This is a genomic window from Sphingomonas sp. GW821-FHT02B09 (assembly GCF_059421875.1).
The window spans coordinates 399,322-425,966 of the sequence record NZ_JBWKVV010000001.1 but is presented as its reverse complement, the minus strand read 5'-3'; the positions used below and the strand labels follow the sequence as shown (position 1 = coordinate 425,966).

Below are 26,645 nucleotides of genomic sequence, written 5' to 3'. Positions count from 1 at the left end.
CGATGGACCGGTTCAACCTATCGCGCTGGGCGATCCGTCACCCGGCGCTCGTCGGCTTCCTGATCGCGCTGCTGTTCGCGGCGGGCGCCGCCCAGTTCTTCGCGCTCGGCCGCGACGAGGATCCGGGCTTCACGCTGAAGGAGATGATCGTCGCCGCCGCCTGGCCCGGCGCGACGCCCGCGCAGATGCAGGCGCAGGTCGGCGATCCGATCGAGCGCCGGCTGCGCGCCACCGAGCAGCTCGATTTCCTCCAGACCTATTGCGTCGACGGCCATTGCGTCATCCGCGTCTCGCTGAAGGACGGTGCGCCCAGCAGTCGCGTACCGGCGATCTGGCAACAGGTGCGCAATCGGCTGAAGGATATCGAGCCCGATCTGCCTTCGGGGGCGTCGGTCGCCGCCGATGACGATTATGCCGATGTCTACGGCTACGTCTTCACGCTGACCGGCGCGGACAATGCCCGGCTGGTGACGCTTGCCGAACGCGCGCGCGAGGCGATGCTGCGCGTCCCCGGCGCGGGCAAGGCGCGGATCATCGGCGAAATCCCGCGCCGCGTGTTCGTCGATCTCGACGGCCGCCGGCTCGCCGCGATGGGCCTGTCGCCGGATGCCGTCGTGCAGGCGCTGGCGAATCGCAGCAGCGTCGCGCCGTCGGGTACCGCCGAGCGTTCGATGCGCGTGCCGGTCCGGATCGGCGGTGCGATCGACGGCGTCGATACGGTCGCGGCCACCGCAGTCCCCGCCGCGACCGGCTCCATCTCCGTCGGCGATCTCGGCGTGGTGAGCAACGACTCTGCCGATCCGCCCGACGGGCTGGTCCGCCATGGCGCGCGGCCCGCGGTGGTGCTGGCGATCGCGATGGCACCCGGCGCGGACGGGCTCGGCTTCGGCCGGCAACTGGCGCAGGCCGCCGCGGATTTCGCCCGGACGCTGCCCGCCGGGGTCCGGATGACGCAGGTCCAGGACCAGAGCCGCAACATCCGCGAGGCGGTCGATGCGTTCCTCATCAAGTTCTTCTGCGCGCTGTCGGTGGTGCTGCTGGTCGCGTTCGTCACGCTGGGGTGGCGCACCGGCGTCGTGGTCGCGCTGTCGGTGCCGCTGACGCTGGCGATCGTCGCGCTGTTCATGGGGGTGAGCGGGATCGGGCTCGAACGGATCTCGCTCGGCGCGCTGATCCTGTCGCTCGGCCTGCTCGTCGACGATGCGATCATCAGCGTCGAGGCGATGGTCGTCCAGCTCGAACAGGGTGCAACGCGATCCGATGCCGCCGCTTATGCATGGACGCACACCGCCTTCCCGATGCTGACGGGAACGCTGCTGACGATCGTCGGCTTCCTGCCGGTCGGCTTCGCGCAATCGACGACCAGCGAATATGCCGGCGGCATCTTCTGGGTAACCGGGTCGGCGTTGCTGGTCAGCTGGGTCGTCGCCGTCGTGTTCACCCCCTATCTCGGCGTGCGCCTGCTCCCCGAGGCGCACGCGCGGCACGACGCCGCCGCGCGATACGACACGCCGCTCTATCGCCGGCTCCGCAGCGTGGTCGAGGGGTGCATGACCCACCGCAGGGTGGTGGTCGCCGCCACCGCCTTGCTGCTCGCAGCGAGCCTCACCGGCGCGCTGCTGGTCCGCCAGCAGTTCTTCCCCATATCCGACCGGCCCGAGATCATCGTCGACGTCAGCCTGCGGCCCGGTTCCTCGCTGACCGCCACCGCGGCGGCGGTGAAACGGATCGAGGCGGGCATCGTCGCGGATCGCGACGTCGCGCAGGTCGACAGCTATGTCGGCGAGGGCGCTCCGCGCTTCTATCTGCCCTACGGCCCCGCCCTGCCCGATCCGGCGACCGCGACGATGGTCCTGGTCGCGACCGATCTGCGTGCACGCGAACGCGTCATAACGCGGCTTGCCGCGAACCGCGCCGCGCCCGAAGCCAGGCTGCATATCCGTCGCCTGTCGCTCGGACCGAGTGCGGGCTTCCCGGTACAATATCGCGTGACCGGCCCCGATCCCGAGACGTTGCGACGCCTGTCGGCGCGCATCGCGACGGTGCTGCGCGCGACGCCGAATACGACCGCGGTACAGGTGGACTGGGGAACGCCGTCGGTCGCGATGCGGCTCGATCTCGATGGCGCGCGGGTGGCGCGGCTCGGGCTCGACCGGGCACGGCTGGCTGGCGAGGTCGCTACGATGATGTCGGGTCGGCCGGCGGGCGAGGTGCTGCGCGGAACCAAGCGGATCGGCATCGTCGTGCGCGGCAGCATGGCGGAGCGTAACGATCCGGGGCGGCTCGCCGATCTGGCGGTGAGCACCCCCGGCGGTCCGGTCCCGCTCGGCGAGATCGCGCGGATCGGCGTGACCACCGAACAGCCGATCATCTGGAAACGCGACAATATGCTCTGCATGACGGTGCAGGCGGATATGACGGGCGACGTCCAGGCGTCGGACATCGCCGCGGCCGCCGAGGACCGCATCGCCGCCATCGCGCGATCGCTACCCGCCGGCTACCGGATCGAGGCGGGCGGCGACGGCGAATTGTCCGCCAAGGCGAATGACGCGATCTACCGGCTGCTGCCGATCACCGTCGCGCTGATGCTCCTGCTGCTGATGATCCAGTTGCAGAGCATCGGTCGCACGCTGCTGGTGCTCGCCACCGCGCCGCTCGGCGTGATCGGCGCGGTGGCGGCGCTGATCCTGACCGGGGCGCCGTTCGGCTTCGTCGCGCTGCTTGGGCTGATCGCGCTTGCGGGCATGATTATGCGCAATTCGATCATTCTAGTCGATCAGGTGACGCACAACCAGGCCGGGGGCATGGCGCTCCACGCGGCGATCGTCGCGGCGACGATCGGTCGCGCCCGGCCGGTGGTGCTGACCGCGCTGGCGGCGGTGCTCGCGTTCATTCCGCTGTGCTTCAACATCTTCTGGGGACCGATGGCGATCGTCATGATCGGCGGGCTGATCGGCGCGACCGCGCTGACCCTGGTGGCGCTGCCGGCGCTCTATGCGCTGGCGTTCGATCGCCCGTCGCCCCTCACCGAGCAGGACAATCGACATGCGTGATCGCAAATGGGCGCTGATGCTCGCCGTCGCACTGGCGGGCTGCACCGTCGGGCCGGATTTCACGCCGCCCGCACCGATCCTGCCGCCGGTCTGGCAAGCGGCGGATACCGCCGCGTCGCCGACCCCCGGCGATGCGCCTTGGTGGCGCAGCTTCGACGATCCGGTGCTCGACGCGCTGGAGGTGCGCGCCGGCACCGCCAATCTCGATATCGCAGCGGCGATCGAACGGATCACCGCCGCGCGGATCGAACGCGGCCAAGCGCGCGCCGCCGGCGCACCGCAGGTCGAGGGGCAAGCGGGCTATAGCCGCGAGCGTCTCGGCACGGCAGGCATCGCTTCGGTCACGCAGACGCTGCTCGGGATCACGCCGGCGGCGACACCGCCCAAAGGCGTCGACTTCGATCTCTACAGCGTCGGCGTCGGCGCGAGCTGGGAGCTCGACCTGTGGGGCGGCCACCGCCGGCAGGCCGAGGCGGCACAGGCCGCGGTCGAGGCCAGCGACGCCGCCGCGCGCGGCGTGCGCCTGTCGGTCGAGGCGGAGGTGGCGCGTACCTACTTCCAGTTGCGCGGCCTGTGGGACGAGCGTCGCATCGCGCAGGACGGCGCCGGCCTCGCCGAGCGCAACGTCGGGATCGCCCGAACGCTGCTGGCGCGCGGTCTCGCCACGCCGATCGACCTCGCCGCGCGCGAGGAGGCCTTGCGGACCCTGCGCGGCGAGATCGTCGATCTCGACCATCAGGCGGCGATGGCGATGCGCGCGCTGGCGATCCTGATCGGCGCAACCCCGGATAGCGTGCCGATCGACCCGGCGACGCCGCCGCCGCCACGACCGTTGCCGCCGGTGGCGGTGCGCCTGCCCTCGGCGGTCGCGCGCCTGCGCCCCGACATCATCGAGGCCGAAGCACGGCTCCACGCGGCCACCGCGCAGATCGGCGTCGCGCAGGCGGATTTCTATCCGAAGATCAGCCTGACCGGGCTCTTCGACATCGACGTGCTCCATCTCGCCGATTTCGGCTGGGATGCACGCAGCACCAGCATCGGGCCGGGCCTGTCGCTGCCGATCTTCTCCGGCGGACGATTGCAGCGGCAAGTCGACCTGCGCCGCTCCGAAGCGCGCAGCGCTGCGCTCGCCTATCGCCAGACCGTCATCACCGCATGGCGCGAAGTGGATGACGCCCTGTCGGCCAGCCGCGCGGCGACGACCCGCCTCGATCTGTCCGACCGCGACCTCGCATCGCGGCGACGGACGGCGGCGATGGTCGAGGCGCGTCATGCGCGCGGCGATCTGGCGGCGGGGCCGGTGACCGAGGCACGGCAGGCGGCCCTGTCGGCGGAACGCGCGGCCATACGACAGCGGGTCGCCGCCACTCTCGCGCGTATCCAGCTTCACCGCGCACTCGGCGGCTAGGTTCGTGCGCCCGCGCCACGCCCCTAAAAAATCTGCCGGCAGCCTCTTGATCTCGCGATGACCATTCCCAGTTTTCGCGCGCCGGACGCCGAACCGGGTCCGGACCGGACATCGAGGGCGCCGGTTCACGCGCCGGTGCCGCTCATGTCCAGATCGCTTCACAGGAGGGTTTGGAGATGAGGACCAATTTCGATTTCACGCCATACCGCCGCTCGACGGTGGGGTTCGACCGCCTGTTCGATCTGCTGGAGACAGGACGCAGCGACGCCGCCGACGGCTATCCGCCGTTCGACATCGTGCGCGAGGGCGAGGATCGGTATCGCATCACGCTAGCGATTGCCGGTTTCCGCCCCGACCAGATCGAGGTGATCGCGCAGCAGAACCAGCTGATCGTCACCGGCAAGCGCGACGAGGAGAGCGGCGAGGCACGCTATCTGCACCATGGCATCGCCGCGCGGCCGTTCGAGCGGCGCTTCCAGCTCGCCGACTTCATCGAGGTGGACGAGGCACGCTGCGACAACGGCCTGCTCAGCATCGCGCTGAAGCGCGTCGTTCCCGACGCGATGAAGCCGCGCCGGATCGCGATCGAGGGTGGTTCGTCCGCCACCCCCGCGCGCCTCGGCGAGGGCAGCAGCGACGCGCTCCGCGCCGCCTGATCCGTCGATCGACCTGCATCATGACACTGACCAGAAAGGAGACAGCACCCATGGCCATTCGTGATCTGATCCCCTGGAGCCGCACGGACGATCGCGTCCCGGCGCCGTTCGCGGTCGAGCAGGATCGGCGCGATCCGTTGCTGTCGCTGCACCGCGAGGTGAACCGCCTGTTCGACGATGTCGTACGCGGCTTCGGCGTGCCCGCTTTCGCCGGTACGGAGCGCGCGTTGCTGACGCCCAGGCTCGAGCTCAGCGAGACCGATGCGGAGATCCGCGTCATTGCCGAGCTGCCCAAGCTCGACGAGAAGGACGTCGAGATCCTCACCGAGGACGGCGTGCTGACGCTGCGCGGCGAAAAGAAGTCGGAGGTCGAGAACAAGGACCGCGGTTATTCCGAACGCAGCTATGGCCGGTTCGAACGGCGGATCGCGTTGCCGCGCACCGGCGAAACGGACAAGGCGAGCGCAAGCTTCCGCAACGGCGTGCTGACCGTCACGCTGCCAAAATCGGCGGCCGCCACCGACAATGTCGGCCTCATTCCGATCCACAGCGATCCGGTCTGATCGGCGCGTTCAACACGCCGACCGATCGAGCCAGCCCCACGCGACGCCCCGGCCGCAGCCGTGAGCGTCGCGTGCGGCGGTGCGTTATTGCGCCTCGCGTGTCGTCGTGATCTTGCCGTAGACCGGCGCCTTGACGGTCGTCAGGCGATCGGTGGCGTCGCCGGTGAGGTCGAAGGCGACGATGCGGTTGGCGCCGGCCTGCATCCACGGTGCGGGCGCATAGAGCGTATGCACCGGGCCGATCGACCAGAAGCGGCCGAGATTGTGCGCGCCAAGCCAGAGCTGCCCCTTACGCAGGCCGCGCATGTCGAGATAGGTGTCGCCCGGCCGGTCGACGGTCATCTCCGCCTCATAGAAACACGGGCCGGTGCAGGGCGCGGCGGTGAAGCGCAGCCCCGATAGATCGTCCATCGGCAGGCGGTACATCCGCCAGTCCTTCAGTACCGCGCCGTCGAGCGTCACCGCGCCGGTCAGTCCGGTCTGTTCGGTGCGGATCGCACGCGAATAATTCACCCGGCCGGTGTTCTCGACCAGCACGTCGAGCGTCGCGGCACCGGCGCGGGCGGGCAGCGTCACCGTCTCCTGCCCCAGCCGGCGATCGAGCGTGCCGACCAGTTTGCGGTCGACATAAACCTGCGCATAACTGTGCATCCCCTTGAGCGTCAGCGTCTTGCCCGCGCCCGTCGGCAGCGTGACACGATACAGGACATAGCCGTAATTCTGATCGAGTTCCTCGAAGGTCATCGGCAATTTGGCGCGGACCGGTTCGGGCAGATGGTCCCAGAGCGACGCGCTGCGCCGGATGGGCGAGACCGGGAAGGTGACCGCGACCGTCGGCGCCGGGGTCGGCGCAGCGGGCTTGCCGGTGACCGCAGCGATGGCATTGGCGATCAGCGCATATTTGTAGCGCGGATTGCCCGCCTCATCGATCGGCGCGTCGTAATCGTAGCTGGTCGTATCGGGATGGTAATCGGTGCCGGTGTGCGAATCGGCGCCGTTCATCCAGCCGAACGTCGTGCCGCCGTGCACCATATACAGCGAGATCGAATAGCCGCGCTGCAGCATGAAGCGCATCTCTTCGGCCTCCTTGCGGCCGTCCGTCTCGTGATGGTCCTCGCCCCATTTGTCGAACCAGCCCGCCCAATATTCGCCGACCATGCGCAGCCCCGCGGGCCGATACGCCTCGAGCTTGGCGACCGCATTGGCCGCGCCGCCCGAGCCGAAATTGACCACCGAGGGCAGATGCGGCAGCGAGCCCTTGGCGAGGTCCGACGCCTGGTTCGAGGTGAACAGGATGCCGTCGGCGAGGCCGGCACGGCGATAGGTCGCCTCCAGCCCCTGCAGATACGCCTTGTCGTCGCCGAACGCGCCATATTCGTTCTCGAGCTGCACCGCGACGATCGGCCCGCCGTTGGCGAGCAGCAGCGGCTTCACCTCCTGCCCGAGCCGGACGATCCAGCGCTCGACCGCGGCGGTATATTTGGGTCGGTCGAGCGCAGGACGACCTTTCGATCCTTGAGCAGCCACGCCGGATAGCCGCCCAATTCCCATTCGGCACAGACATAGGGGCCGGGGCGCAGGATCACGTTCAGCCCCTCCGCCTGCGCGTCGCGGATGAAGGCGGCAATGTCGTTCTGGCCGGTGAAATCATAGACGCCGGGCCGCGGTTCGTGGACGTTCCAGAAGGCGTAGGTGGTGATCGTGTTGAGACCCATCGCCTTCGCCTTGCGCAGGCGGTCGCGCCAATAGGCGCGCGGGATGCGGACGTAATGGATCTCGCCCGAGATGACCTGATACGGCTTGCCGTCCCTGACGAAGCCGGCGCCGCCGACCGCGAAGCCGCGCGCCGGGGTCTCCGCATGCGCCCCCGTCGTCGCCGCCACGATGGCGAGCGCCGCCCCCCACATCGATCGCTTCGCCAAGGTCATTCGTCTCTCCCCGTTATGGATTGGTCGTTGCCACCAGCGCCGCGTCGATATCCGCCGCCTCGTGCCGTTCGCGCAGGATGCTGCCCGGCTCGCCGATGATGCGGTTGACGATGCGGCCGCGGCGCACCGGTTCGCGCGCGGCGATGCGGTCGGTCCAGCGTTGCAGATTGGGATAGTCGCCGGCGCTCAGGAACGTGCTCGCGCCATAGGTGCCGGTGAGCAGCCCGCCATACCACGGCCAGACCGCGATATCGGCGATCGAATATTCGTCGCCCGCCAGATACGGGTGGTCCGCCAGATGCGTGTCGAGCACGTGGAGCTGGCGCTTGGCCTCCATCGCATAGCGGTCGATCGCATATTCGATCTTGATCGGCGCATAAGCGAAGAAATGGCCGAAGCCGCCGCCGACGAACGGTGCCGAGCCCATCTGCCACATCAGCCAGTTGATCGCCTGCACCCGCGCCGCCGGTCCGGTCGGCAGGAAGGCGCCGAATTTCTCGGCGAGATAGAGCAGGATCGATCCGCTCTCGAACACCCGCGTCGGCGGGGTCGTGCCGTGATCGGCGAGCGCCGGGATCTTGGAATTGGGGTTGAGCGCGACGAAGCCGCTGCCGAACTGGTCGCCCTTGCCGATCTCGATCAGCCACGCGTCATATTCGGCGACGGCATGGCCCGCCGCGAGCAGCTCCTCAAGCAGGATCGTCACCTTCTGCCCGTTGGGCGTGCCGAGCGAGTAGAGCTGGAGCGGATGGCGGCCGACCGGCAGCGGCGCATCGTGCGTCGCGCCCGAGACGGGGCGGTTGATGCTGGCGAACTGGCCGCCGTTCGCCTGATTCCACGTCCACACCTCGGGCGGTACGTAGCCGGCGGGCAGATTGTTCGCACTATCCTGATCGGCCATGGTCGGTCCTTTCGTCGTTGGTCTATCGCCGGGTCCGGCGGCCGCCAAGCTCGCCGGCCTAGCGGTCTGTTAGGCAAGGGTTTTGTCGATCGGCCGGCTGACTAGACCGCGGCGCGGTCGAGCGCCTGGCGCAGGTCGGCGAGGATGTCCTCCTCATGCTCCAGACCGACCGACAGGCGGACGTAGCCATCGGAGACGCCGGTCGCTTTCCGTTCCCCGGACGACAGCTGCGAATGGGTCGTCGACGCCGGATGGATTGCGAGGCTGCGCGCGTCGCCGATGTTGGCGACGTGATAGAAGAGCTTCAGCGCGTTGATGAAGGCGCGCCCCGCCGCCTCGCCGCCGGCCAGTTCGAAGCCGACGAGGCCACCCTGCCCGCCGGTCAGATAGCGCGCGGCCCGTTCCGCCTGCACGCCGGTCTGCACCGAGGGGTGGATGACGCGGATCACCTCGGGCCGCGACTGGAGGAAGGCAACGACCGCCGCGGCATTGGCGCAATGGCGCGGCATGCGCAGCGGCAGCGTCTCGAGCCCCTGCAGGATCTGAAAGGCGTTGAACGGCGACAATGCCGCGCCGAGATCGCGGAGCAGCACGGTACGTGCGCGCAGGATATAGGCGATCGGACCCAGCGGTTTCGCCGCCTGGCTCCACACCGCGCCATGGTAGCTGGCGTCGGGCGTGTTGAGCAGCGGCTGGCGCTCGGGAAACGCCTCCCAATCGAAATTGCCGCCGTCGACGATGATGCCGCCGATCGACGTGCCGTGGCCGCCGATATATTTGGTGGTGGAATAGACGACGATCGCCGCGCCGTGATCGAACGGCCGGGCGAGCAGCGGCGCCGCGGTATTGTCGACGATCAGCGGGATGCCGATCGGCCGGCCCAGCGCTGCGATCTCGGCGATCGGCCCGGCGATCAGCTTGGGATTGGGCAGGGTCTCGACATACCAGGCGCGCGTCCGCTCGTCGCTCGCGCGCGCGAAGGCGTCGGGATCGGCGGGATCGACGAAGCGCACCTCGATCCCCTGGTCCTTGAGCGTGTTGGCGAACAGGTTCCATGTGCCGCCGTACAGATCGGTGCCGCTGACGATATTGTCGCCGGCACGCGCGAGATTCTGCACCGCATAAGCGGACGCCGCCTGCCCCGACGCCACCGCCAGCGCCGCCGCGCCACCCTCGATCGCGGCGATCCGCCGCTCGAGCACGTCGGTCGTCGGATTGCCCAGCCGGGTATAGATATTGCCGAGTTCGCGCAGCGCGAACAGATCGGCGGCGTGATCGGTGTCGCGGAACTGGTAGGAGGTGGTCTGGTAGACCGGCGGCGCCACCGCGCCGGTCGCCGGATCGGCGCGCCAGCCGGCGTGCAGCGCGAGCGTTTCGGGGTGCAGCGTGTGATCGACCATGGCCATCGTCCTCTTCGAGCGGGTGCTGTGTCGACCGCGATGCTAGCCACGCGCCGTTCGAAGGGGAGATACTTTTGCTTGCCGCCGCCCAGCCGGCGCCATGGCCGTGGGCCGCGTCGCGGGATCAGCCGGGCGTCACGTCGACGGCAAAATCGGCGCGCATTGCGCTCCGTTCGATGAGGACGGCATTGGGCTCGTCGGTACGATCGATCCAGTCGAGCGCCTCGGCGGGGCTGCGTCCGAAGGCCATGTGCCTCGCGAGCAGCCAGTCGCGGCGTTGTGCCGACGGGGTGCGGACGTAGCAGCAGCGATCCAGCAGACCGCGCACCGGCGACCATGGTCCGTCGAAGAGCAGGTAATTGCCCTCCACCACGACCAGCGGTGTGCCTGCCGGCACCGGGATCGCGCCGGCGATCGCCTCTTCGATCGCGCGTTCGAACCGGGGGGCGTAGACGGTTTCGCCGGCGACCGGATGCCGCAGGCGATCGAGCAATGCGACGAACCCGGCGACGTCGAACGTGTCGGGCGCGCCTTTGCGATCGCGGCGGCCGAGCCGGTCGAGCTCCGCATTGGCGAGGTGGAAACCATCCATCGGCACGACGACCGACTGGTCGGCGAACTGCCGCGCAATCCGGTCGGCGAGCGTCGACTTGCCCGCGCCGGGCGGACCGACGATGCCCAGCAGCGCGCGACCGCGGCGGGCGAGCAAGGCATGGATCGCGTCGCCGAGCGGTGCGGGTAACGCCTCCGTCATCGCGCCGACGCGAAGGTGCCGTTCTGCAGGCTCGCCTCGATCTCCTCAAGCGATCGGCCCTTCGTCTCGGGGACGAAGCGCCAGACGAACCCCCAGGCGAGCAGGTTCATCCCCGCGAACAGCCAGAAGGTCGCAGCGGTGCCCAGCCCCTCGACGAGGCTGAGCGTGGTCAGCGTCACCAGCAGGTCGAAGCTCCAGTGCGACAGAGCGACGAGGCTCATCCCCTTGCCGCGCACCGACAGCGGGAACACCTCCGCGCCGACGAGCCAGATCGCCGCCGAGATGCTGCCGACGTTGAACACCTCGTAGCCGAGCAGCCCCGCCGCGGCGACCCAGCGCATCGCGCCGGTCGGCGCGCCGTGTGCGAAGGCGATCGCGATCATCGCCAGCCCGATCACCGCCCCCGGCAGGAACCGCAGCATCAATCTACGCCGCCCCCAATGATCCACGGCCCAGGTGCCGAAGATCGTCGTCAGCACGATCGTCACGCCGACGACGAGCGCGGTTAGCAGCGCCGCATTCTGGCCGAGCCCGGCGTTGGTCGCGATCGTGGGCGCGTAATAGATTACCGCGTTGGTGCCGGTGATCTGCGAGAACATCGCGACCCCGGCGCCGGCGATCAGTGCCGGGCGCATGCGGCCGGACAGCAGCGTCCGCCAGCGCCCCTCGACGTGGACCGTCTCGCCGATCGCGGCGAGTTCGGTCTCGACCTCCGCCGCGCTCGGCCGCAGTCGTGCGAGGATGGCGCGCGCCCTCGCCACGTCGCCCTTGAGCGCGAGATAGCGCGGGCTTTCCGGGAGCACGATCATGCCGATCAGCAGGATCGCCGCCGGCACGACGCCGAGCAGGAACATCAGCCGCCAGTCGCCGCCCTCGCCCAGCAGACCATCGGCGACGTGGCTGCCGCCGAGAAGCCAGCCGACGATCGTCGACACCAGGATGCCGCCGACGACCGCGAGCTGGAACATCACCACCATCGCGCCGCGCCGTGCCGCCGGCGCCAGTTCGGCGATATAGACCGGGATGATCTGGCTCGCCGCGCCGACCGCGAGACCGAGGACGAGACGCGCGGCGGTCAAAGACGCCACCGAGCCGGCGATGGTCGACGCCACGGAGGCGATCATGAAGACGATGGCGGCGACCATGACGGTGGGCCGCCGGCCGATCCGGTCCGACAGCGGCCCGGCGCCCATGCATCCGACGAGCGCGCCGGCGACGATCGCGGCGGTGACGATCTGCTTGCCGACGACCGAGATCGGGAAGCTGTCGCCGATGAACAGCAACGCCGCCGAGATGATGCCGGTATCGTAGCCGAACAGCAGGCCGCCCAGCGCGGCGATGCCGGCGATCAACAGGACATGAGCACGCATCCGCAATCCTTCGTTCCGGCCGATCGACGGCTGACACCCGGCCGTAATCCGCAATCGCCGTTCGTGCCAGTGGGGCGGTATTGGAAGGATCGATGCGGCTTCGCTGACCAAGTGGCCGCCAGCTTATCCTAGCGTGTAGCGCAAGGTCGCGAATACCGTGCGGGGACTGCCGTAGTAATTCCCGCGGGCGGTCGAGAAGATGCGTGCGTAATAGGTGCGATCGAGCACGTTGTTGACGTTGATCGACACGCCGAGCTGCTCGGTGAGCTTGTAGCCCGCGCGCAGGTCGAGCACGGCGTAGCTGCCCTGTCGAACCAGGGTGGACAGCACGCGCGTGCCGTTGGCGGCGATCGACGACCGCGTGCCGCCGGAGGTCGCCCCGAAGACGGTCAGGCCGCCGCCGATGCTGGCGCCGGCCAGCATGCCGTTTGTCGGCGCGTAATTGGTGAACAGCTTGCCCATGTGGCGGGGGATCACCGGGACCAGCGATGTGCCCTCCAGCGCCGGGTTGATGTCCTCCAGCAACTTGGTGCGCGTGTAGCTGTAGCCGCCGTTGATCCGCCAGCCGGGCAGGATCTCGCCCGTCGCCTCCAGCTCGATGCCGCGTGCGCGTACCTTGCCGAGCTGGTAGTAGAGATTGGCGTCGACGGGGTCGTTGAACAGCCGGTTGCGCTGCGTGATCTGATAGGCCGCGGCGGAGAGCAACAGCCGGTCGTGCATCAGCGAGACCTTGCTGCCTGCCTCGAACTGCTCGCCGACCATCGGCTCGATACTGCCGCCGTCGCCGCGCTGGCGACCGACCGGCTGCGCTTGCGGCGTGAAACTGTCGGCATAGCTGGCGTAGAGGTTTAGGTGGCCGGTCACGTCCCAGACCAATCCGGCATAAGGCGTGAAGCGGTTGTCGATCGTATAGCCGGTGCGGGCCCCCGGGGTCGGCAACACCGTGCGCGTGTCGGTATCGAACCAGGTCAGCCTTCCGCCGCCGATCAGCGTCAGCCCGGCGAGCGGGCTGAGCCGCATCTGGCCGTACAGGCCATATTGTTCGAGGTGGGTGACCGATCCGCCATAGACCTGCGTGACGCATTGCGGCGGCGTCTGCACCGGCGTGCAGATCCCCGCGGTGCCCTGCACCGGATAGGGCGGCAGCGGGCCATAGGGATCGAGCGGCGGCTCGGCCGGCGAGACGGGATTGAAGACGTCGATCCGCGCATAATTCGACAGGCGGGTGAAATAGGAGGTGCCGGCACTCGCCTGGTAATCGGCGCCGAGGATCAGCGTCTGGTCGCGCCCGAACAGCGGGAAGCTGCCGATGCCGTTGACGTCGAACGACCGCGTCTGCTGCTTGCTGTCGCCGCGATAGGCGATCTGGTTGGTGAGGCCGCGGTTGGCCGGCGTCACCGGCTGCGCGCCGATATAGCTGTAGACGTCGACGCGGTCGACATCGGTGTAGAGCCCGGTCGCGCGCAACGTCCAGCGATCGGAGACGCGATGCGCCAGCTCGACGAAGCCCGACCAGGTCTTCGCATCGAAGCGGTTCCAGTCGGCGCCCAGATAGGTCGATCGCCGCACGTCGAGCAGACGCCCGTCGCTGCCGTCGGCACCGCCGGCATAGCCGGGCAGGCCGGACTGGACCGCCGGGCGGAAGCGATCGTAATTCGCGCCCGCGGTCAGCGTCGTCCGCGAACCGATCTCCAGCGTACCCACGGCGAAGGCGTCGAGCCGGTTGCGATGCGCCGTGTCGAAGAACTGGTTTTGATCCTGCGCCATGACGCCGGCGCGGAGCGCGGCGACGCCGCCGACCGGGGTCGAGACGTCGAGTTCCAGGCGGAGATTGTCGTAGCTGCCGTAGCCGGCGCTCGCCTGCATCCGGGCGGTATCGAGCGGCCGCTTGCGCACGAGATTGATGCTGCCGGCGGGATTGCCCGAGCCGCTGAACAGCCCGGCCGGCCCCCGCAGCACCTCGAGCCGGTCGTAGAAGAACAGGTCGGGCACCGCCGAGGGAAAGTTGACCGACAGCGTCGGGACGCCGTCGATCAGATAGTTGTTGATCGCGAAGCCGCGCGAGAGGAACGACGGGTCCTCGCTGCCGACGCCGTTGACGGTGATGCCGTTGGTCGCGGTCAGCGCGTCTTCGAGCGTGAAGAGGTTCTGCGCCTCGATCTGTTCGCGGTCGACGACGGTGATCGTGTTGGGCGTGTCCTTGAGCGGCGTGACGGTCTTGCCGACGCCGCGGCCATAGCTCTTGCCGACGACGAGGATTTCGTCCTCCCGCTGCGGATCGGCGGCGCCAGCCGCGACGGGTTCGGCCTTGGCCGACGAGGCCGGCATGGGCGCGGCACCATTCACGGGAGCCACGCCTGCGAGTAGAACGCCTAGATAGATCACTTCACTTCCCCTTCGATGCCGGCGACCTAACGGCATCGTTGTTGCGAGTCACTAGCAATATCAATTGCTGGACCATGTCTTATTGTTAACGGCTTGTGGCCGGAGCGTATGGGCGTCCGCCGTCGTGGCGATTGCCTGTGAAAGAACCCCACGCTACCCGAAGGGATGGATCGCACCCGCCCGCCCGTCTCCTGCCGCGTTGCGGATACGCCCGCGGCCGATGACGACGCCTGTCAGGCCGCCGACGGTGTGGCCTTCGATGCCGCCGCGCCGATGACGCGCGCGTTCAACCATGTCATCGCCGGTCCGCATTTCCGGCGCCGCTTCGGCCGATGGCCCCTGCCCGCCGCCGACCCGGGCTCGACGATCAACGACGTGATCTTCGACCGGATGATCGATCCGCGCTGGACGCCGCTCGAACGCGCCTTCGTCGACAAGGAGACCGCGAAACGGGAATCGCAGCGGCTGTCACCGGGCCTGCGCGTGCCGGAGACGCGGCTGGTGGTGGCGATGGACGACGTACCGTCGCCGGAGGCGCTGTTCGGACGGCTGCGCCCCTTCGTCGGCACCGCGACGATCGCCAAGCCGACGCATGCCAGCGGCGGCACCGTCTTTCTGCGCGACGTCACCGGGCCGGAGGACCTGCGGCGCTTGTTCTGGCTGGCGCGGGCCGACTACGCGTCGATCCTGCGGGAGATGCAATATTGGCGGCTGCCGCGGAAGATCATCGTCGAGACGCTGGTCCCGAGCGCCGCGGGGACATCGCCCGACGATTACAAATTCCATTGCGTGCGCGGGCAGCCGCTGGTCTGCCAGGTCGATCACAGCCGCTTCGGCAGGCCGTGGAGCCGGCTCTATCGCGTCCCGAGCTTCGAGCCGATGGACCGCGACGACGGGCTGGCGCCGCCCGCCGGCCATGCGCTGCCCACCGCCGAGCGGATCGCGGCGATGATGGCGGCGGCCCGCGCCTTGTCAGCGCCGTTCGAATTCGTCCGCGTCGATCTCTACGACGGCAGCGACGGCATCTATTTCGGCGAACTGACCTTCACGCCGGCGGCATCGCTCGGGATCGCGCCAGCGGCGGCGGGCGATCATGCCGAGAATGCGACGCACCGCGTCTATAGCAGGATCGTGATGGCGGCGCTGGCCGGCGACGGACGGGCCTGATCGCTCGACCGCCTCTCGGCGCCGGCGCGCGTCAGAACAGGCCGATCTTCGCCCCCAACGCGTAGATCATGCCGCCGAAGCCCACCAGGAAGAGCACGGTGGCGACCGTCGCGCCGAGATCGACCCCGGCGTGGCGGCGCTTCACAGGCCCGGTGCCGCCTTCACGATGCCGGGGACCTGCTCCAACGTGTCGAGGATGAGGCGGAGGTCGCCGGCGGTCAGCGCGCTCGCCTCGTCGACATACGCGCCCGCGTCGAAGGTCGCGGCGAACGCGTGGAGATGGTTGAGGGCTTCGCCCAACCGGTGGGTCGCTGCATCTTCGGTCATGCCGCCAGCCTAGCCACCCGCCGACGATTCGCACAAGCGCAGCGCGGCCGGCACGCGACTCCGCCAACCTGCGGCCGTAACTTTGGTTTGACAGCGGCCACCGCCGCCTCGCAGGACCGAGCATCGGGAGACGAGCGTGGCCAGCGTCGAAATATCAGGACTGACCAAAGGCTTCGGCGGCGTGACCGTGCTGCAGCCGACCGACCTCGTCGTCGAAGACGGCGAATTCCTCGTGCTGGTCGGCCCGTCGGGATGCGGCAAGTCGACGCTGCTGCGGATGATCGCCGGGCTCGAAGACCCCAGCGGCGGGCACGTCGCGATCGGCGGGCGCGACGTCACCCATGCGCCACCATCCGAACGCGGCGTCGCGATGGTCTTCCAATCCTATGCGCTCTATCCGCAGATGACGGTCGCGCAGAATATCGCCTTTCCGCTGAAGGTCGCCGGCGTCGCCAAGCGCGAGATCGCCGAGCGGGTGGCGGCGGTGGCGGCGATGCTCGATCTTTCCGACCTGCTCGACCGGCGCCCCCGAGCGCTCTCCGGCGGCCAGCGCCAGCGCGTGTCGATCGCGCGGGCGGTGGTGCGTCGGCCGCGCGTGCTGTTGCTCGACGAGCCGCTATCCAACCTAGACACCGCGCTGCGCGCGCGGATGCGGCACGAATTCGCCCGGCTGCACCAGCAGCTCGGCGCGACGATGATCTACGTGACGCACGACCAACTGGAGGCGATGACGCTCGCCAACCGCATCGTCGTGATGAGCGAGGGCCGCGTCGAGCAGGTTGGCGCGCCGCTCGACGTCTATCGCCGCCCCGCCAGCCTCGCCGTCGCCGCGGCGATCGGCTCGCCGGGGATGAACCTGCTGCCGGTGACGATTGTGCAGGCCGGCGAGGACGGCACCGCGGTTCGTCTGGCGGGGGGCGCCACGGTGCGCACCGCCGCCCACGTCCCCGCCGATGCGGTGGGTGGCGCCGCGACGCTGGGCGTGCGGCCCGAACATCTCGTCGCGGCCGCGGAGGGCGCCTTTGCCGGCGTGGTCGAGCTGTTCGAGCGGCTCGGGCCGCTGTCGTTCGCGCATCTCGGCGCGCAGGGGGCGATCGGCACGATCGTCGCGCAACTGCCCGGGGATCGCGCGGTGACGCTCGGCGAGACGCTGCGCTTCGACGTCGCCGCGGCGGACACGCATCTGTTCGCCGCGGACGGCCGAGCCTATCCCTTGATGCTGCCGCCGAGCAGCCCGGTCAGATAATAACGCTGGAGCGCGAGGAACAGCAGCAGCACCGGCATCGTCGTCACCACCGCCGCCGCCATCATCAATTCGCCGTCCGCGGCATGCTCCCGCCCGATCGCAGCGATCGCCACCGGCAGGGTGTAGAGATGCTGGTCGGCGAGCACGATCAGCGGCCACAGGAAGTCGTTCCAGCTCCCCAGGAACAGGAACAGCGCCAGCGTCACGACGATCGGGGTGAGCAGCGGCAGCACGATGCTGACGAAAATCCGCGTCTCGCCCGCGCCGTCGATCCGCGCCGCGTCGATCATCTCGTCGGGGATGGCGAGCGTCGCCTGGCGGACGAACAGGATCGCGAAGATGCCGGCGAGGCTGGGCAGGATCACGCCGGCATAGCTGTTGACCAGCCCCAGCTCCCTGAAGATCAGGAACAAGGGCAGCATCGCCACCTGCCCCGGCACGACCAGCGACGCGATCAGCAACTGGAGCAGCCGCGCGCGGCCACGGAAGCGCAGCTTGGCGAAGGCATAGCCCGCCGGAACGGTCAGCAGCAGCCCGAGCAGCGTCGAGACCGCCGCGATCCCCAGACTGTTCACCAGCGCCGGTACGATGCGATAGTCAAACCAGGCGCCGTCGATCGATCGCCGGACCAGCAGCTCGTAATAATTCTCGCCCGACCAATGCGACGGCCACAGCGGCGTCGGCAGGATGGTCGATTCACCGCGCGGCATGAACGAGACAACGACCATATAGGCCAGCGGCGCGATGGTGAGCGCGGTCAGCGCCGCCACCGCGCCGGTCGATACGATCGTGCGCAGCCGCCTCACAGCCATTCGTGGCGCCTTCCGATCCGCGTCTGCACGATCGTCACCGCGAGGATCATCAGGAACAGCACGAACGCGACCGCGCTCGCCTGCCCGAGGTTCCACCATTTGAAGCCCTCGTCGAACATGAAGTAGAGCACCGTCGTCGTGCTCTGCGCCGGGCCGCCGAGCGTCATCACATAGGGTTCGGCGAAGATCTGCAGGAAGCCGGCGACGCTCATCACCGTCGCCAGCAGCAGCGTCGGGCCGATCGCCGGCAGGGTGACGTGCCGGAAGCGGCCCCACCGCCCCGCCCCGTCGAGCCGCGCCGCCTCGATCAGCTCGCCCGGCACCGCCGACAGCGCGGCGGTGAAGACGATCATGTTGTAGCCGAAGATCTTCCAGGTCACGAACAGCAGGATCGCGGGGATCGACACATGCGGGTCGCCGAGCCAGTCGACCGGCGCGATGCCGACAGCGGCGAGCGCGCGGTTGATCAGGCCGAAGCGCTGGTTGAACAGGATCCGCCACACCACCGCGGTCGCGACGACGCTGGTCACATAGGGGGCGAACAGCAGCACCCGCCACAGCGGCTTCCACCGCACCGTCGCATCGTTGAGCAGCAGCGCGACGAACAGCGAGGTGCCGATCGCCATCGGCACGCCGAGCACGGCGAACAGCAGGGTGTTGCCGAGCGCGCGCCAGAACAGCGGCGTCGACAGCAGGCCGGTGAAATTGCCGAGGCCGACGAAATGCAGGTTCGACCAGTCGGCGAGCGCGTAGATCGAATAATCGGTGACCGACAACGCCAGCGCGAGTGCGGTCGGCAGTACGAAGACGAGCGCGATGATCGCAAGCACCGGCGCGGTGAACAGCCAGCCGGTCCGCTCCTGCCGGGTCATGCGATCCGCCCCGCCTCGACCAGTGCGCGGCGCTTGGCGAGCAGCCCGTCTACCCTGCGGTCGAGCGCTGCCAACGCCTCGTCCGTCGTCTGGACGCCACGGACGATCCGCTCGGCGGCGAACTGCACCTCGGTCTGGATCTGCTCCCATTCGATCACCGGCGGGGCGGCGGCGGGCTGGCGCATCTGGTCGGCGAACGGGCGCAGCACCGGCGCGGCGAGTTGCGGCGCGGTCCAGGCGCCGACGCGCGCGGGCAGATTGCCGATCAGCCGCTGGTAGCGCAATTCGCTTTCGATCGAGGTCAGATGGCGGACCAGGGCCCAGGCCTCGCGTGGGCGCTTGCTCTGTGTCGAGACGCACAGGCTGGCGCTCAGTCCCGACACCGGACCGGCGCCGTGCGGTCCCGGCAGCCGCGCGGTCGCCCAGCGCGTGCGCGGGAGCAGATCGGCACGGCGGGCGAAATCCTTGAGCGTCGTCGGACCGCTCGGCCAGACCGCGCAATAGCCGGTGGCGAAGGCGGCGACGGGGTCCTGCACCTCGGTCGACAACGCCATCGGCGCATATCCGTCCGTGTAGAGCGAGACGTAATAGGCGAAGGCGGCGCGTGCCTCGGGGGTCTGGAAGGCGCCGCGCGTGTTGCGATCGCGCAACATCGTCGCGCCGGCCTGCGACAGCATCGTGATGAGCCCGTTGGGCCAGTTGAGCAGCATGAGGAAGACGTAATCGTCCGGCCGGCGGCGCTTGATCGCGCGCGCCATCGCCCGCCAGCCATCCCAGTCCTCGGGCGGGCTGTCATAGCCGGCCTCGCCGAGGATATCGCGGCGGTAGAATTGCACCTGCGGCGCGACCGACCACGGCACCGCATAGTCCCGTCCCGCGAAGCGCGTCTCCGCCAGCACGCCGGGAAACATGTCGGCGACGAGGTCGGACGACGGCAGTGGCGCGATCGCGCCGATCGTGGCGAACTCCTGCACCCAGCCGTTGAACAGCATCAACACGTCGGGCATCGCCCCGCCGGCGAAGGCGGTGAGCAGCTTCTCGTGGCTCGCGGTGGTCGGCAGCGACTGGACCTCGACCGGGACGCCCGTCGCGGCGGTGAAGGCAGGCATCAGCAGCGGCGAATAATCGCCTTCATAGCTCATCGCCCACATCGACAACGGCGCTTCTGTCCCGCCCGGTCCCGCGCAGCCGGCGAGCGCCAGCGCCGGGATCAGTCCGAGGGCGGACCTGCGCGTCCATGCGACGTCCGTGCTGCCCTCTCCCATCGCGGCGACGATGCCGCATCCGCTGCCGGGGCACCACCCCATACGATCGATTAAATCGTTCATATGTCGACTGTTTTATCTACTACGTGGCCGCTGCGGCGATTGAACCGCCGGGCGATGCCGGTAAGGATCGCGACAACAGAACGCCGGCCGAAACCGAGCCGGCACACAGGGGGATCATCATGTCGCGCCGCATTCACCGCAGCCGCTGCCTATTGTCAGGTGCGGCGCTCTTCCTTGCGCCGCTCGCGCAGGCCCAGACCGCCGCACCCCCGGACGAGCCTGCCGCCGACGCACCGGCCGACGACATCATCGTCACCGGATCGCGCATCCAGCGCCCCGATTATGCCGCGCCCAATCCGATCGTGTCGTTCGGCGCTGCCGACCTGCAGCAATCGGGCAACACCAACGTCACCACCTTCCTTCAGCGCGTGCCGGCGCTGACCAACTCGCTCGACAGCACGCGGACCGCGGGCAGCAACCAGGCGGACGGCAGCTTCGGCCAGGTCGGCCTCAACCTGCTCGACCTGCGCGGGCTCGGCCCCAACCGCACGTTGGTACTGGTCAACGGCCGCCGCCACGTCGCGGGCCAGCCCGACACCGCCGCGGTCGACATCAACGCGATTCCGACCGACCTGATCGACCGCGTCGACGTGCTGACCGGCGCCGCTTCGGCCGTCTACGGTGCCGACGGCGTGTCGGGCGTGGTCAATTTCGTGATGAAGCGCGACTTCGACGGGATATCGGCGCGTTCGCAATTCGGCATCTCCGACCGCGGCGATGCCGCCAACCGCTTCGCGTCGATCGTCGCGGGACACAATTTCGCCGATGGCCGTGGCAACGTCACGCTCGCCTACGAATATAACGCCGACGAACCGCTCGCCAACGACGATCGTTCCTACCTCACCGCCGCGCAACGCCAGTATTTCGTCAATGTCGATGGCTATGTCCCCGGCCAGGCGGGCAGCTACCAGAAGGCGCCGCTCGGCGACCTGCGCTACCCCTATAGTTCGAACCAGGGCATCATCTACATCGGCGACCAGACGTTCCGCGGCGACGGCGCGATCTACACGCCGGGCCGCATCCTGCAGAACGACGGCTACAGCATCGGTGGCGACGATACGCCGGTGGCGGGCTATATCGGCGACATCTTCCCGCGCACCCGTCGCCACGCGGTCAACGCGCTCGCGCATTACGACGCATCGGACGCGTTCAAGGTCAGCCTCGAAGGCAAGTTCGTCCAGTCGACGATCACCAGCTTCAGCGGCTATGGCGGCAATTATCCGGCGACGATCGCGCTCGACAATCCGTTCATCCCCGCGACCATCCTCACCGCGGCGCGCGCGGCCGGCCTGACCTCGATCGACGTCAACCGCAACAATTTCGACATCCCCCGTCGCGGCGAGACCGATCGCCGACGCACCTATCGCGGTGTCGTCGACGTCGCCGGACAATTGAACGACCACGCCAGCTACGACGTCTCCTACACCTACGGCCAGACCGACGTCCGTGCGACCAAGCTCAACGACCGGGTGAACACGCGCTTCCTCGAAGCGCTCGACGCGGTACGCGGCCCCGGCGGCACGATCGTCTGCCGGTCGGCGGCGGCGCAGGCGGCGGGCTGCATACCGGTCAACACCTTCGGCGGTGCCACCGTCGATCCCGCCTCCTACGCTTATTATCTCGACAATCCGGTGAGCAACGCGCGGATCACCCAGCATGTCGTCAATGCCGCGCTGACCGGCGACTTCGGCCGGTTCTTCGAGCTGCCGGGCGGCCCGATCGCCTTCGCCGCGGGCGGCGAATACCGGCGCGAATCGAGCCGCTTCACGCCCGCCCAGTCGCTCGTCGACAATGCCTTCTACCAATATGACGAATATATCATCCCGACCGCGTCGCGCGGCCGTTTCGACGTGTGGGAGGCGTTCGGCGAGCTCAACGCGCCGCTGCTCAAGGACCGGCCGTTCTTCCACCTGCTCTCGGTCGGCGCGGCGGGACGCTATTCCGACTATTCGACGGTCGGTTCGACAAAAGCCTATCAGTTCAACGGCATCTGGGCGCCGATCCGCGCGATCAGCTTCCGCGGCTCCTACGGGCGTTCGGTACGCGCGCCCAATATCGGCGAGTTGTTCCGCCCGACGACCGGGTCGAGCGCCTTTTTTTCCGACCCGTGCTACGTCGGCAACCGCAATCTCGGCAGCGCGTCGCGCGCCGCCAATTGCGTCGCGCTGATCAGCGGGCTGGGCGGCAATCCGGCGACCTTCACCGCGGCGAACAATCCCGATGCTGCGATCTTCATCCCCGGTTCGGTGTCGGGCAATCTCGATCTGAAGGCGGAGGTGGCGCGGACGTGGACCGCGGGCGTCGTGCTGCGCCCCGATGTCGTCCCCGGCCTGTCGATCGGCGTCGACTGGTACGACATCCGCCTGCGCGACGCGATCAACAACCCCAATGGCGATGCCGCCAACAGCATCGCTGCGCTCTGCGTCGACCAGCCGACGCTCGCCAATCCGTTCTGCGGGCTGATCAGCCGGCGCACCGGCACCGGCTTCATCAACGGCTATACGATCACGCCGCAGAACGTCTCCGCCTTCCGCACCTCGGGCGCCGAGCTCAACGTCGCCTATCGCTTCCGCACCACCGGCGCCGGGACCTTCGACGTGCGGCTGGTCGGTGGCTATCTCAACACGCTCGAACAGGTCGCGACGCCGGGCGCCGAGGTCGAGAACAACGTCGACCAGATCTTCCGCCCGCGCTGGAACGCGACGCTGTCGCCGACGTGGAGCGACGGGCCGCTGACGCTCAGCTACAATCTGCGCTGGCAGAACGGCGTGCGCCGCTTCAGCCGCTTCGAGAGCGACGGCAACGCCAACCTCGTCGATCCCCGTTATTTCCGCTACAAGGCGCTGTGGCAGCACGACGTGCAGGCGCAGATCGAGGTCGCCCGCGATTTCGCCTTCTACGGCGGGGTCAACAACCTGACCGACCAGAAGCCCGATATCGGCTTCCAGACCAACGTGCCGATCTCGCCGGTCGGCCGCTATCTCTACGCGGGTGCAAAGGTGCAGTTCGGCGGCAGCTGAGCCGCCCGGCGCTTGATCGTGCGGCGGAAACTGGCATGGAGCGGCGATGCTCCATGTTCCGCTGCTGTTCGCGCCGCTCGCGACCTATGACGTCGTCATTCCCTGCCACAACCGTGCCCATGTCGTGGCCGATGCCGTCGCCAGCGTGCTGGCGCAGGACCATCCGCCCGCCCGCGTGATCGTCGTCGACGACGGCTCGTCCGACGACAGCGCGGCGGTGATCCGCCGCCTCGCCGCGGCGCACCCGTCGGTCGAGGCGATCGTGCTGCCGCGCAACGTCGGCGCATCGCAGGCGCGCAACACCGGCGCGGGTGCCGCCCGGTCCGACTGGATCGCCTTCCTCGACAGCGACGACGTCTGGCTGCCCGGCGCGGCGCGGGCGCTGCTCGACGGCACCGCGGGCGGGCTGCACGACATCGTCGTCGGCCATTTCGCCCGCGTCGAGGGCGACGGCGCGCCGCAAGCGCCCGAATGCGGCTGGGACGGCGGCTGCATCCGTCGCGGGCTGGCCAGCGGCGGCGTCATCGGGCCGAGCTGGTCGATCGTCCGCCGCGCGATGGTGGCGCAGGTGGGGGGATTCGACCCCAGCTTCCACAATTGCAACGACTGGGACTTCTACACCCGGACCGCCGCGGCGGGCGCGCGCTTCGCCCGGATCGACGCCTGCGTCGCGCTCTATCGCACCGTCGCGGGCAGCCGGCTGGTCAACGACACCGCAATCGGCGCACGCAACGCCGACCGCGTCCTCGCCCACCCCTATCTGATGGCGCTGACCGCCTGATCAACCCGTCGCGGCGGGGATCGGCAAGGCGCGGAACAGCGGCGCCGGCGCCTCGACCAGCGTGTCCGCCGGCACGTCCTGACGCAGCCAGACGCCGCCGCCGATGCGCGAGCGCGCGCCGATCGTCACCCGGCCGACGATCGTCGCATTGGCGTGGATCACCACGTCGTCCGCGACGATCGGATGGCGCGGCGCGCCCGATTTGTCGCCGAACAGATCGGGGTCGCCACCCAGCGTGACGCCCTGGTACAGGCGGACGCGATCGCCGAGGATCGCGGTCTCGCCGATCACCACCCCGGTGCCGTGATCGATGAAGAACCGCCGGCCGATGCGCGCGGCGGGGTGGATGTCGATGCCGGTGCCGGCATGCGCGATCTCGGCGATCAGGCGCGCGACCAGCGGCGCGCCCAGGCGATACAGCAAATGCGCGATGCGATGATGGATGATCGCGGTGAACGACGGATAGGCGACCAGCACCTCGTCGACGCTGCGCGCCGCGGGATCGGCGGCATAAGCGGCCTCCACGTCGCTATCGAGGATGCGGCGGATCTCGGGCAGGCCGGCGGCGAAGGCCCCGATCAGCCGCTCGGCCTGCAGCGCCGTCGCACGGACATCGCCCTCGCTGCCGCTATAGCCCAGTTCGAGGTCGATCTGCGCGGCGAGTTGCGCCAGCGTCGATTCGAGCGAGGCGGCGATGAACGCATTCTCGTTGGCGGCGGTCAGCTCCGATGGGCCGAGCCGCAGCGGGAACAAGGCGGTGCCGAGCTCCCCGGTGATCCGCTTGAGCGCCTGACGCGAGGGAAAGCGGCTGCCGCGTTCGTCGTTGTGCGGGTGCGCGGTACGCCAAGCGATGCGGGCGCGCTGCAATTGTTCGACGACGACGTCGATCTCCTGCGGGAAGACGATCGACGGATATTCGTCGGCGCTGGGCTCAACCATGATTTCGATCCTTGCTGCGGCCCGTCATCTCGGCGGAGCGCAGCATCTTGGCAAAGCAGCTTGATTTGCCCCGCGCAAAGACTGGATATCAGCGCCCGCCGGGGTCAGTGCAGCTTGAGCCGCGGCCGGACGATGCGGTTGACGTGGCCGATCACGATCAGCGCGCAGCCCTTGATCCAGCCGTGGATGGCGATCAGATGCATGCGGTAGAGCGACAGATAGACGAACCGCGCCAGCCGCCCCTCGATCGCCAGCTTGCCCCCGACCAGATTGCCCATCAGCGTGCCGACGGTAGAAAAGCGGCTCAGTGATACCAGCGAGCCGTGATCCCGGTAGACGAACGGCCGCAACGGCCTGCCCGCCATCCGCCGCTTGAGGTTGACGAATACTGCCGCGGCCATCTGATGCGCCGCCTGCGCACGCGGCGGCACCGGGCGGTCGCTGCCCGGCAGCCGGCATGCCGCACAATCGCCGATCGCGAAGATGCGATCGTCGCTGACGCTCTGCAACGTCGGCGTCACCACCACCTGCCCGCCGCGGGCGAGGTCGAGCCCGTCGAGCCCGTCGGCGATCGGCACCGCCTTCACCCCCGCCGCCCATACCATCAGGTCGGCGTCGATCCGGTCGCCGCTGCCGGTAGTCAGGCCGTCGCGATCCGCCGCGGTCACCGGCGTCTCGATCAGCACGCGGACGCCGAGCGCCTCCAGCTCGCCGCGCGCGGCATCGGCGAGCCGCTCGGGCAGAGCGGGAAGGATGCGCGGTCCCGCCTCGATCAGCGTCACCGCGAGCCGGCTCTCGTCGAACACCTCCAGCCCGTAATGGCCGAGCGCCGCAGCGGCGTTGAACAGTTCCGCGGCCAGTTCGACGCCGGTGGCACCGCCGCCGACGATGGCGATGCGGACGTGCGCGTCGCTGGCGGGATCGGCGGTCATCGTCCGCGAGACGCGCAGGCAATGATCGAGCAGCCGGTCGCGGAAGCGGTCGGCCTGCGCCCGGCTGTCGAGGAAGGTGCAATTCTCCGCCACGCCGGGCGTACCGAAATCGTTGGTCACCGAGCCATAGGCGAGCACCAGATAATCGTAGCGGATAGCGTGCGCGGCGATCACCTCGCGACCCTGATCGTCGTACACCGGCGCCAGTTGGACCTGACGCACAGTCCGGTCGATCGCGCGCAGCGTGCCGTAGAAGAAGCGATAGCCCCAGCGATGGCAATGGCTGCGATAGCCGACTTCGTCCATATTGGCGTCGAGCGAGCCGGTCGCCACCTCGTGCAGCAGCGGCTTCCAGATATGCGTGCGGTTGCGATCGACGACGATGATGTCGTGCGCCTTGCGACCGTAGCGCGCACCGAGCCGGGTGGCGAGTTCGAGGCCCGCTGCACCACCGCCGACGATGACGATCTGGGTCTTGGACGTCATGGCTTCGTCTCCGCATCGAACACGCGGGCGGGCGCCGCTCGCGCGTTGGTTACGGCATCCCCTCGTTTCCGATCGGCGGACCTAGCGGCGGCCGATCTGATCGTCTTGCGGCACAGTATACCGTGCCGGGACCTATTGGGTAAATCTCGGCCGCCCGGCCCACTCTTTGCGTCAGGCCCTTAGCCAACCCGTAATCAAGGCGAGCAAGACGTTGGTAAAACGTCGGACGCCCCGGACGGAAACCTGGGTACAGCCTTGCGTGTCGTAACGGGTCTTGCAGAGCTATCCAAAGCGCCGGGCATTTGGCGAAACTTCAC

20 protein-coding genes and 1 pseudogene are annotated in these 26,645 nt (G+C 68.8%); 8 read left to right on the top strand and 13 right to left on the bottom strand.

The window, feature by feature from the left end; all coding sequences use genetic code 11:
• The first annotated feature begins 2 nt into the window (after positions 1 to 2).
• From AC07U4_RS01950 to AC07U4_RS01935, 4 genes are all read left to right on the top strand, one after another.
• A complete protein-coding gene (locus AC07U4_RS01950; RefSeq protein ID WP_495194249.1) occupies positions 3 to 3,053 on the top strand; it encodes an efflux RND transporter permease subunit in 3,051 nt (1,016 codons plus the stop codon).
• The gene (locus AC07U4_RS01945) at positions 3,046 to 4,461 is read left to right on the top strand and encodes an efflux transporter outer membrane subunit (RefSeq protein ID WP_495194248.1); all 1,416 of its coding nucleotides are present in this window, start codon (positions 3,046 to 3,048) and stop codon (positions 4,459 to 4,461) included. The genes AC07U4_RS01950 and AC07U4_RS01945 overlap by 8 nt, the downstream gene beginning before the upstream one ends.
• Positions 4,462 to 4,637: 176 nt before the next feature.
• A complete protein-coding gene (locus tag AC07U4_RS01940; RefSeq protein WP_495194247.1) occupies positions 4,638 to 5,117 on the top strand; it encodes an Hsp20 family protein in 480 nt (159 codons plus the stop codon).
• Positions 5,118 to 5,167: 50 nt separating this feature from the next.
• The gene (locus AC07U4_RS01935) at positions 5,168 to 5,680 is read left to right on the top strand and encodes an Hsp20/alpha crystallin family protein (protein WP_495194246.1); all 513 of its coding nucleotides are present in this window, start codon (positions 5,168 to 5,170) and stop codon (positions 5,678 to 5,680) included.
• Between the two features lie 84 nt (positions 5,681 to 5,764).
• Here the strand turns inward: AC07U4_RS01935 and AC07U4_RS01930 are convergent, their stop codons facing one another.
• The 7 genes and pseudogenes from AC07U4_RS01930 to AC07U4_RS01900 form a co-directional block, all read right to left on the bottom strand.
• Positions 5,765 to 5,986, bottom strand: a complete 222-nt coding sequence (locus AC07U4_RS01930; protein ID WP_495194997.1) for a hypothetical protein — start codon at positions 5,984 to 5,986, stop codon at positions 5,765 to 5,767.
• A 168-nt stretch (positions 5,987 to 6,154) separates the two neighbouring features.
• Positions 6,155 to 7,587, bottom strand: a pseudogene (locus AC07U4_RS01925) (glycoside hydrolase family 35 protein); the annotation flags it as partial.
• Between the two features lie 34 nt (positions 7,588 to 7,621).
• Positions 7,622 to 8,509 carry a glutathione-dependent disulfide-bond oxidoreductase gene (gene yghU / locus AC07U4_RS01920; protein ID WP_495194245.1) on the bottom strand — a complete coding sequence of 296 codons (888 nt, stop codon included), beginning with the start codon at positions 8,507 to 8,509 and terminating at the stop codon, positions 7,622 to 7,624.
• 101 nt (positions 8,510 to 8,610) lie between these two features.
• Positions 8,611 to 9,909, bottom strand: a complete 1,299-nt coding sequence (locus AC07U4_RS01915) for an O-acetylhomoserine aminocarboxypropyltransferase/cysteine synthase family protein (protein WP_495194996.1) — start codon at positions 9,907 to 9,909, stop codon at positions 8,611 to 8,613.
• 124 nt (positions 9,910 to 10,033) lie between these two features.
• Complete coding sequence (locus tag AC07U4_RS01910; protein WP_495194244.1) at positions 10,034 to 10,663, bottom strand: nucleoside/nucleotide kinase family protein; 630 nt, start codon at positions 10,661 to 10,663, stop codon at positions 10,034 to 10,036.
• The gene (locus tag AC07U4_RS01905) at positions 10,660 to 12,033 is read right to left on the bottom strand and encodes a sugar porter family MFS transporter (RefSeq protein ID WP_495194243.1); all 1,374 of its coding nucleotides are present in this window, start codon (positions 12,031 to 12,033) and stop codon (positions 10,660 to 10,662) included. The genes AC07U4_RS01910 and AC07U4_RS01905 overlap by 4 nt, the downstream gene beginning before the upstream one ends.
• A 123-nt stretch (positions 12,034 to 12,156) precedes the next feature.
• Positions 12,157 to 14,361 (bottom strand): TonB-dependent siderophore receptor, encoded by a 2,205-nt coding sequence (locus AC07U4_RS01900; RefSeq protein WP_495194242.1) that lies wholly within the window; start codon positions 14,359 to 14,361, stop codon positions 12,157 to 12,159.
• A gap of 222 nt (positions 14,362 to 14,583) precedes the next feature.
• Between AC07U4_RS01900 and AC07U4_RS01895 the strand changes: the two genes are divergently transcribed.
• Complete coding sequence (locus AC07U4_RS01895) at positions 14,584 to 15,585, top strand: ATP-grasp fold amidoligase family protein (protein ID WP_495194241.1); 1,002 nt, start codon at positions 14,584 to 14,586, stop codon at positions 15,583 to 15,585.
• A gap of 141 nt (positions 15,586 to 15,726) precedes the next feature.
• Here AC07U4_RS01895 and AC07U4_RS01890 read toward each other — a convergent pair whose 3' ends face one another.
• Positions 15,727 to 15,912: a hypothetical protein gene (locus tag AC07U4_RS01890; RefSeq protein ID WP_495194240.1), complete on the bottom strand. Its 186-nt coding sequence runs from the start codon at positions 15,910 to 15,912 to the stop codon at positions 15,727 to 15,729.
• 136 nt (positions 15,913 to 16,048) lie between these two features.
• Between AC07U4_RS01890 and AC07U4_RS01885 the strand changes: the two genes are divergently transcribed.
• Positions 16,049 to 17,158 carry an ABC transporter ATP-binding protein gene (locus tag AC07U4_RS01885; protein ID WP_495194239.1) on the top strand — a complete coding sequence of 370 codons (1,110 nt, stop codon included), beginning with the start codon at positions 16,049 to 16,051 and terminating at the stop codon, positions 17,156 to 17,158.
• Here the strand turns inward: AC07U4_RS01885 and AC07U4_RS01880 are convergent.
• Genes AC07U4_RS01880 through AC07U4_RS01870 form a run of 3 tightly spaced genes read right to left on the bottom strand, consistent with a single transcriptional unit; the run spans position 17,119 to position 20,170 of the window.
• Positions 17,119 to 17,970 carry a carbohydrate ABC transporter permease gene (locus AC07U4_RS01880; protein WP_495194238.1) on the bottom strand — a complete coding sequence of 284 codons (852 nt, stop codon included), beginning with the start codon at positions 17,968 to 17,970 and terminating at the stop codon, positions 17,119 to 17,121. The two genes, AC07U4_RS01885 and AC07U4_RS01880, sit on opposite strands and share 40 nt — an antisense overlap.
• Entirely contained in the window at positions 17,961 to 18,842 is an 882-nt protein-coding gene (locus AC07U4_RS01875; protein WP_137897830.1) for a carbohydrate ABC transporter permease, read from the bottom strand. Before AC07U4_RS01875 ends, AC07U4_RS01880 begins: the two co-directional genes overlap by 10 nt.
• A complete protein-coding gene (locus AC07U4_RS01870) occupies positions 18,839 to 20,170 on the bottom strand; it encodes an extracellular solute-binding protein (protein WP_495194237.1) in 1,332 nt (443 codons plus the stop codon). Before AC07U4_RS01870 ends, AC07U4_RS01875 begins: the two co-directional genes overlap by 4 nt.
• 119 nt (positions 20,171 to 20,289) lie before the next feature.
• Here AC07U4_RS01870 and AC07U4_RS01865 point away from each other — a divergent pair, with 119 nt between their 5' ends.
• Both AC07U4_RS01865 and AC07U4_RS01860 read left to right on the top strand, forming a co-directional pair.
• Complete coding sequence (locus AC07U4_RS01865) at positions 20,290 to 23,190, top strand: TonB-dependent receptor plug domain-containing protein (protein WP_495194236.1); 2,901 nt, start codon at positions 20,290 to 20,292, stop codon at positions 23,188 to 23,190.
• A gap of 46 nt (positions 23,191 to 23,236) precedes the next feature.
• Complete coding sequence (locus tag AC07U4_RS01860) at positions 23,237 to 23,971, top strand: glycosyltransferase family 2 protein (protein WP_495194235.1); 735 nt, start codon at positions 23,237 to 23,239, stop codon at positions 23,969 to 23,971.
• Here the strand turns inward: AC07U4_RS01860 and epsC are convergent, their stop codons facing one another.
• Both epsC and AC07U4_RS01850 read right to left on the bottom strand, forming a co-directional pair.
• Complete coding sequence (gene epsC / locus AC07U4_RS01855) at positions 23,972 to 24,910, bottom strand: serine O-acetyltransferase EpsC (protein ID WP_495194234.1); 939 nt, start codon at positions 24,908 to 24,910, stop codon at positions 23,972 to 23,974.
• 104 nt (positions 24,911 to 25,014) lie between these two features.
• Positions 25,015 to 26,328 carry an NAD(P)/FAD-dependent oxidoreductase gene (locus AC07U4_RS01850; protein ID WP_495194233.1) on the bottom strand — a complete coding sequence of 438 codons (1,314 nt, stop codon included), beginning with the start codon at positions 26,326 to 26,328 and terminating at the stop codon, positions 25,015 to 25,017.
• Between the last annotated feature and the right edge of the window lie 317 nt (positions 26,329 to 26,645).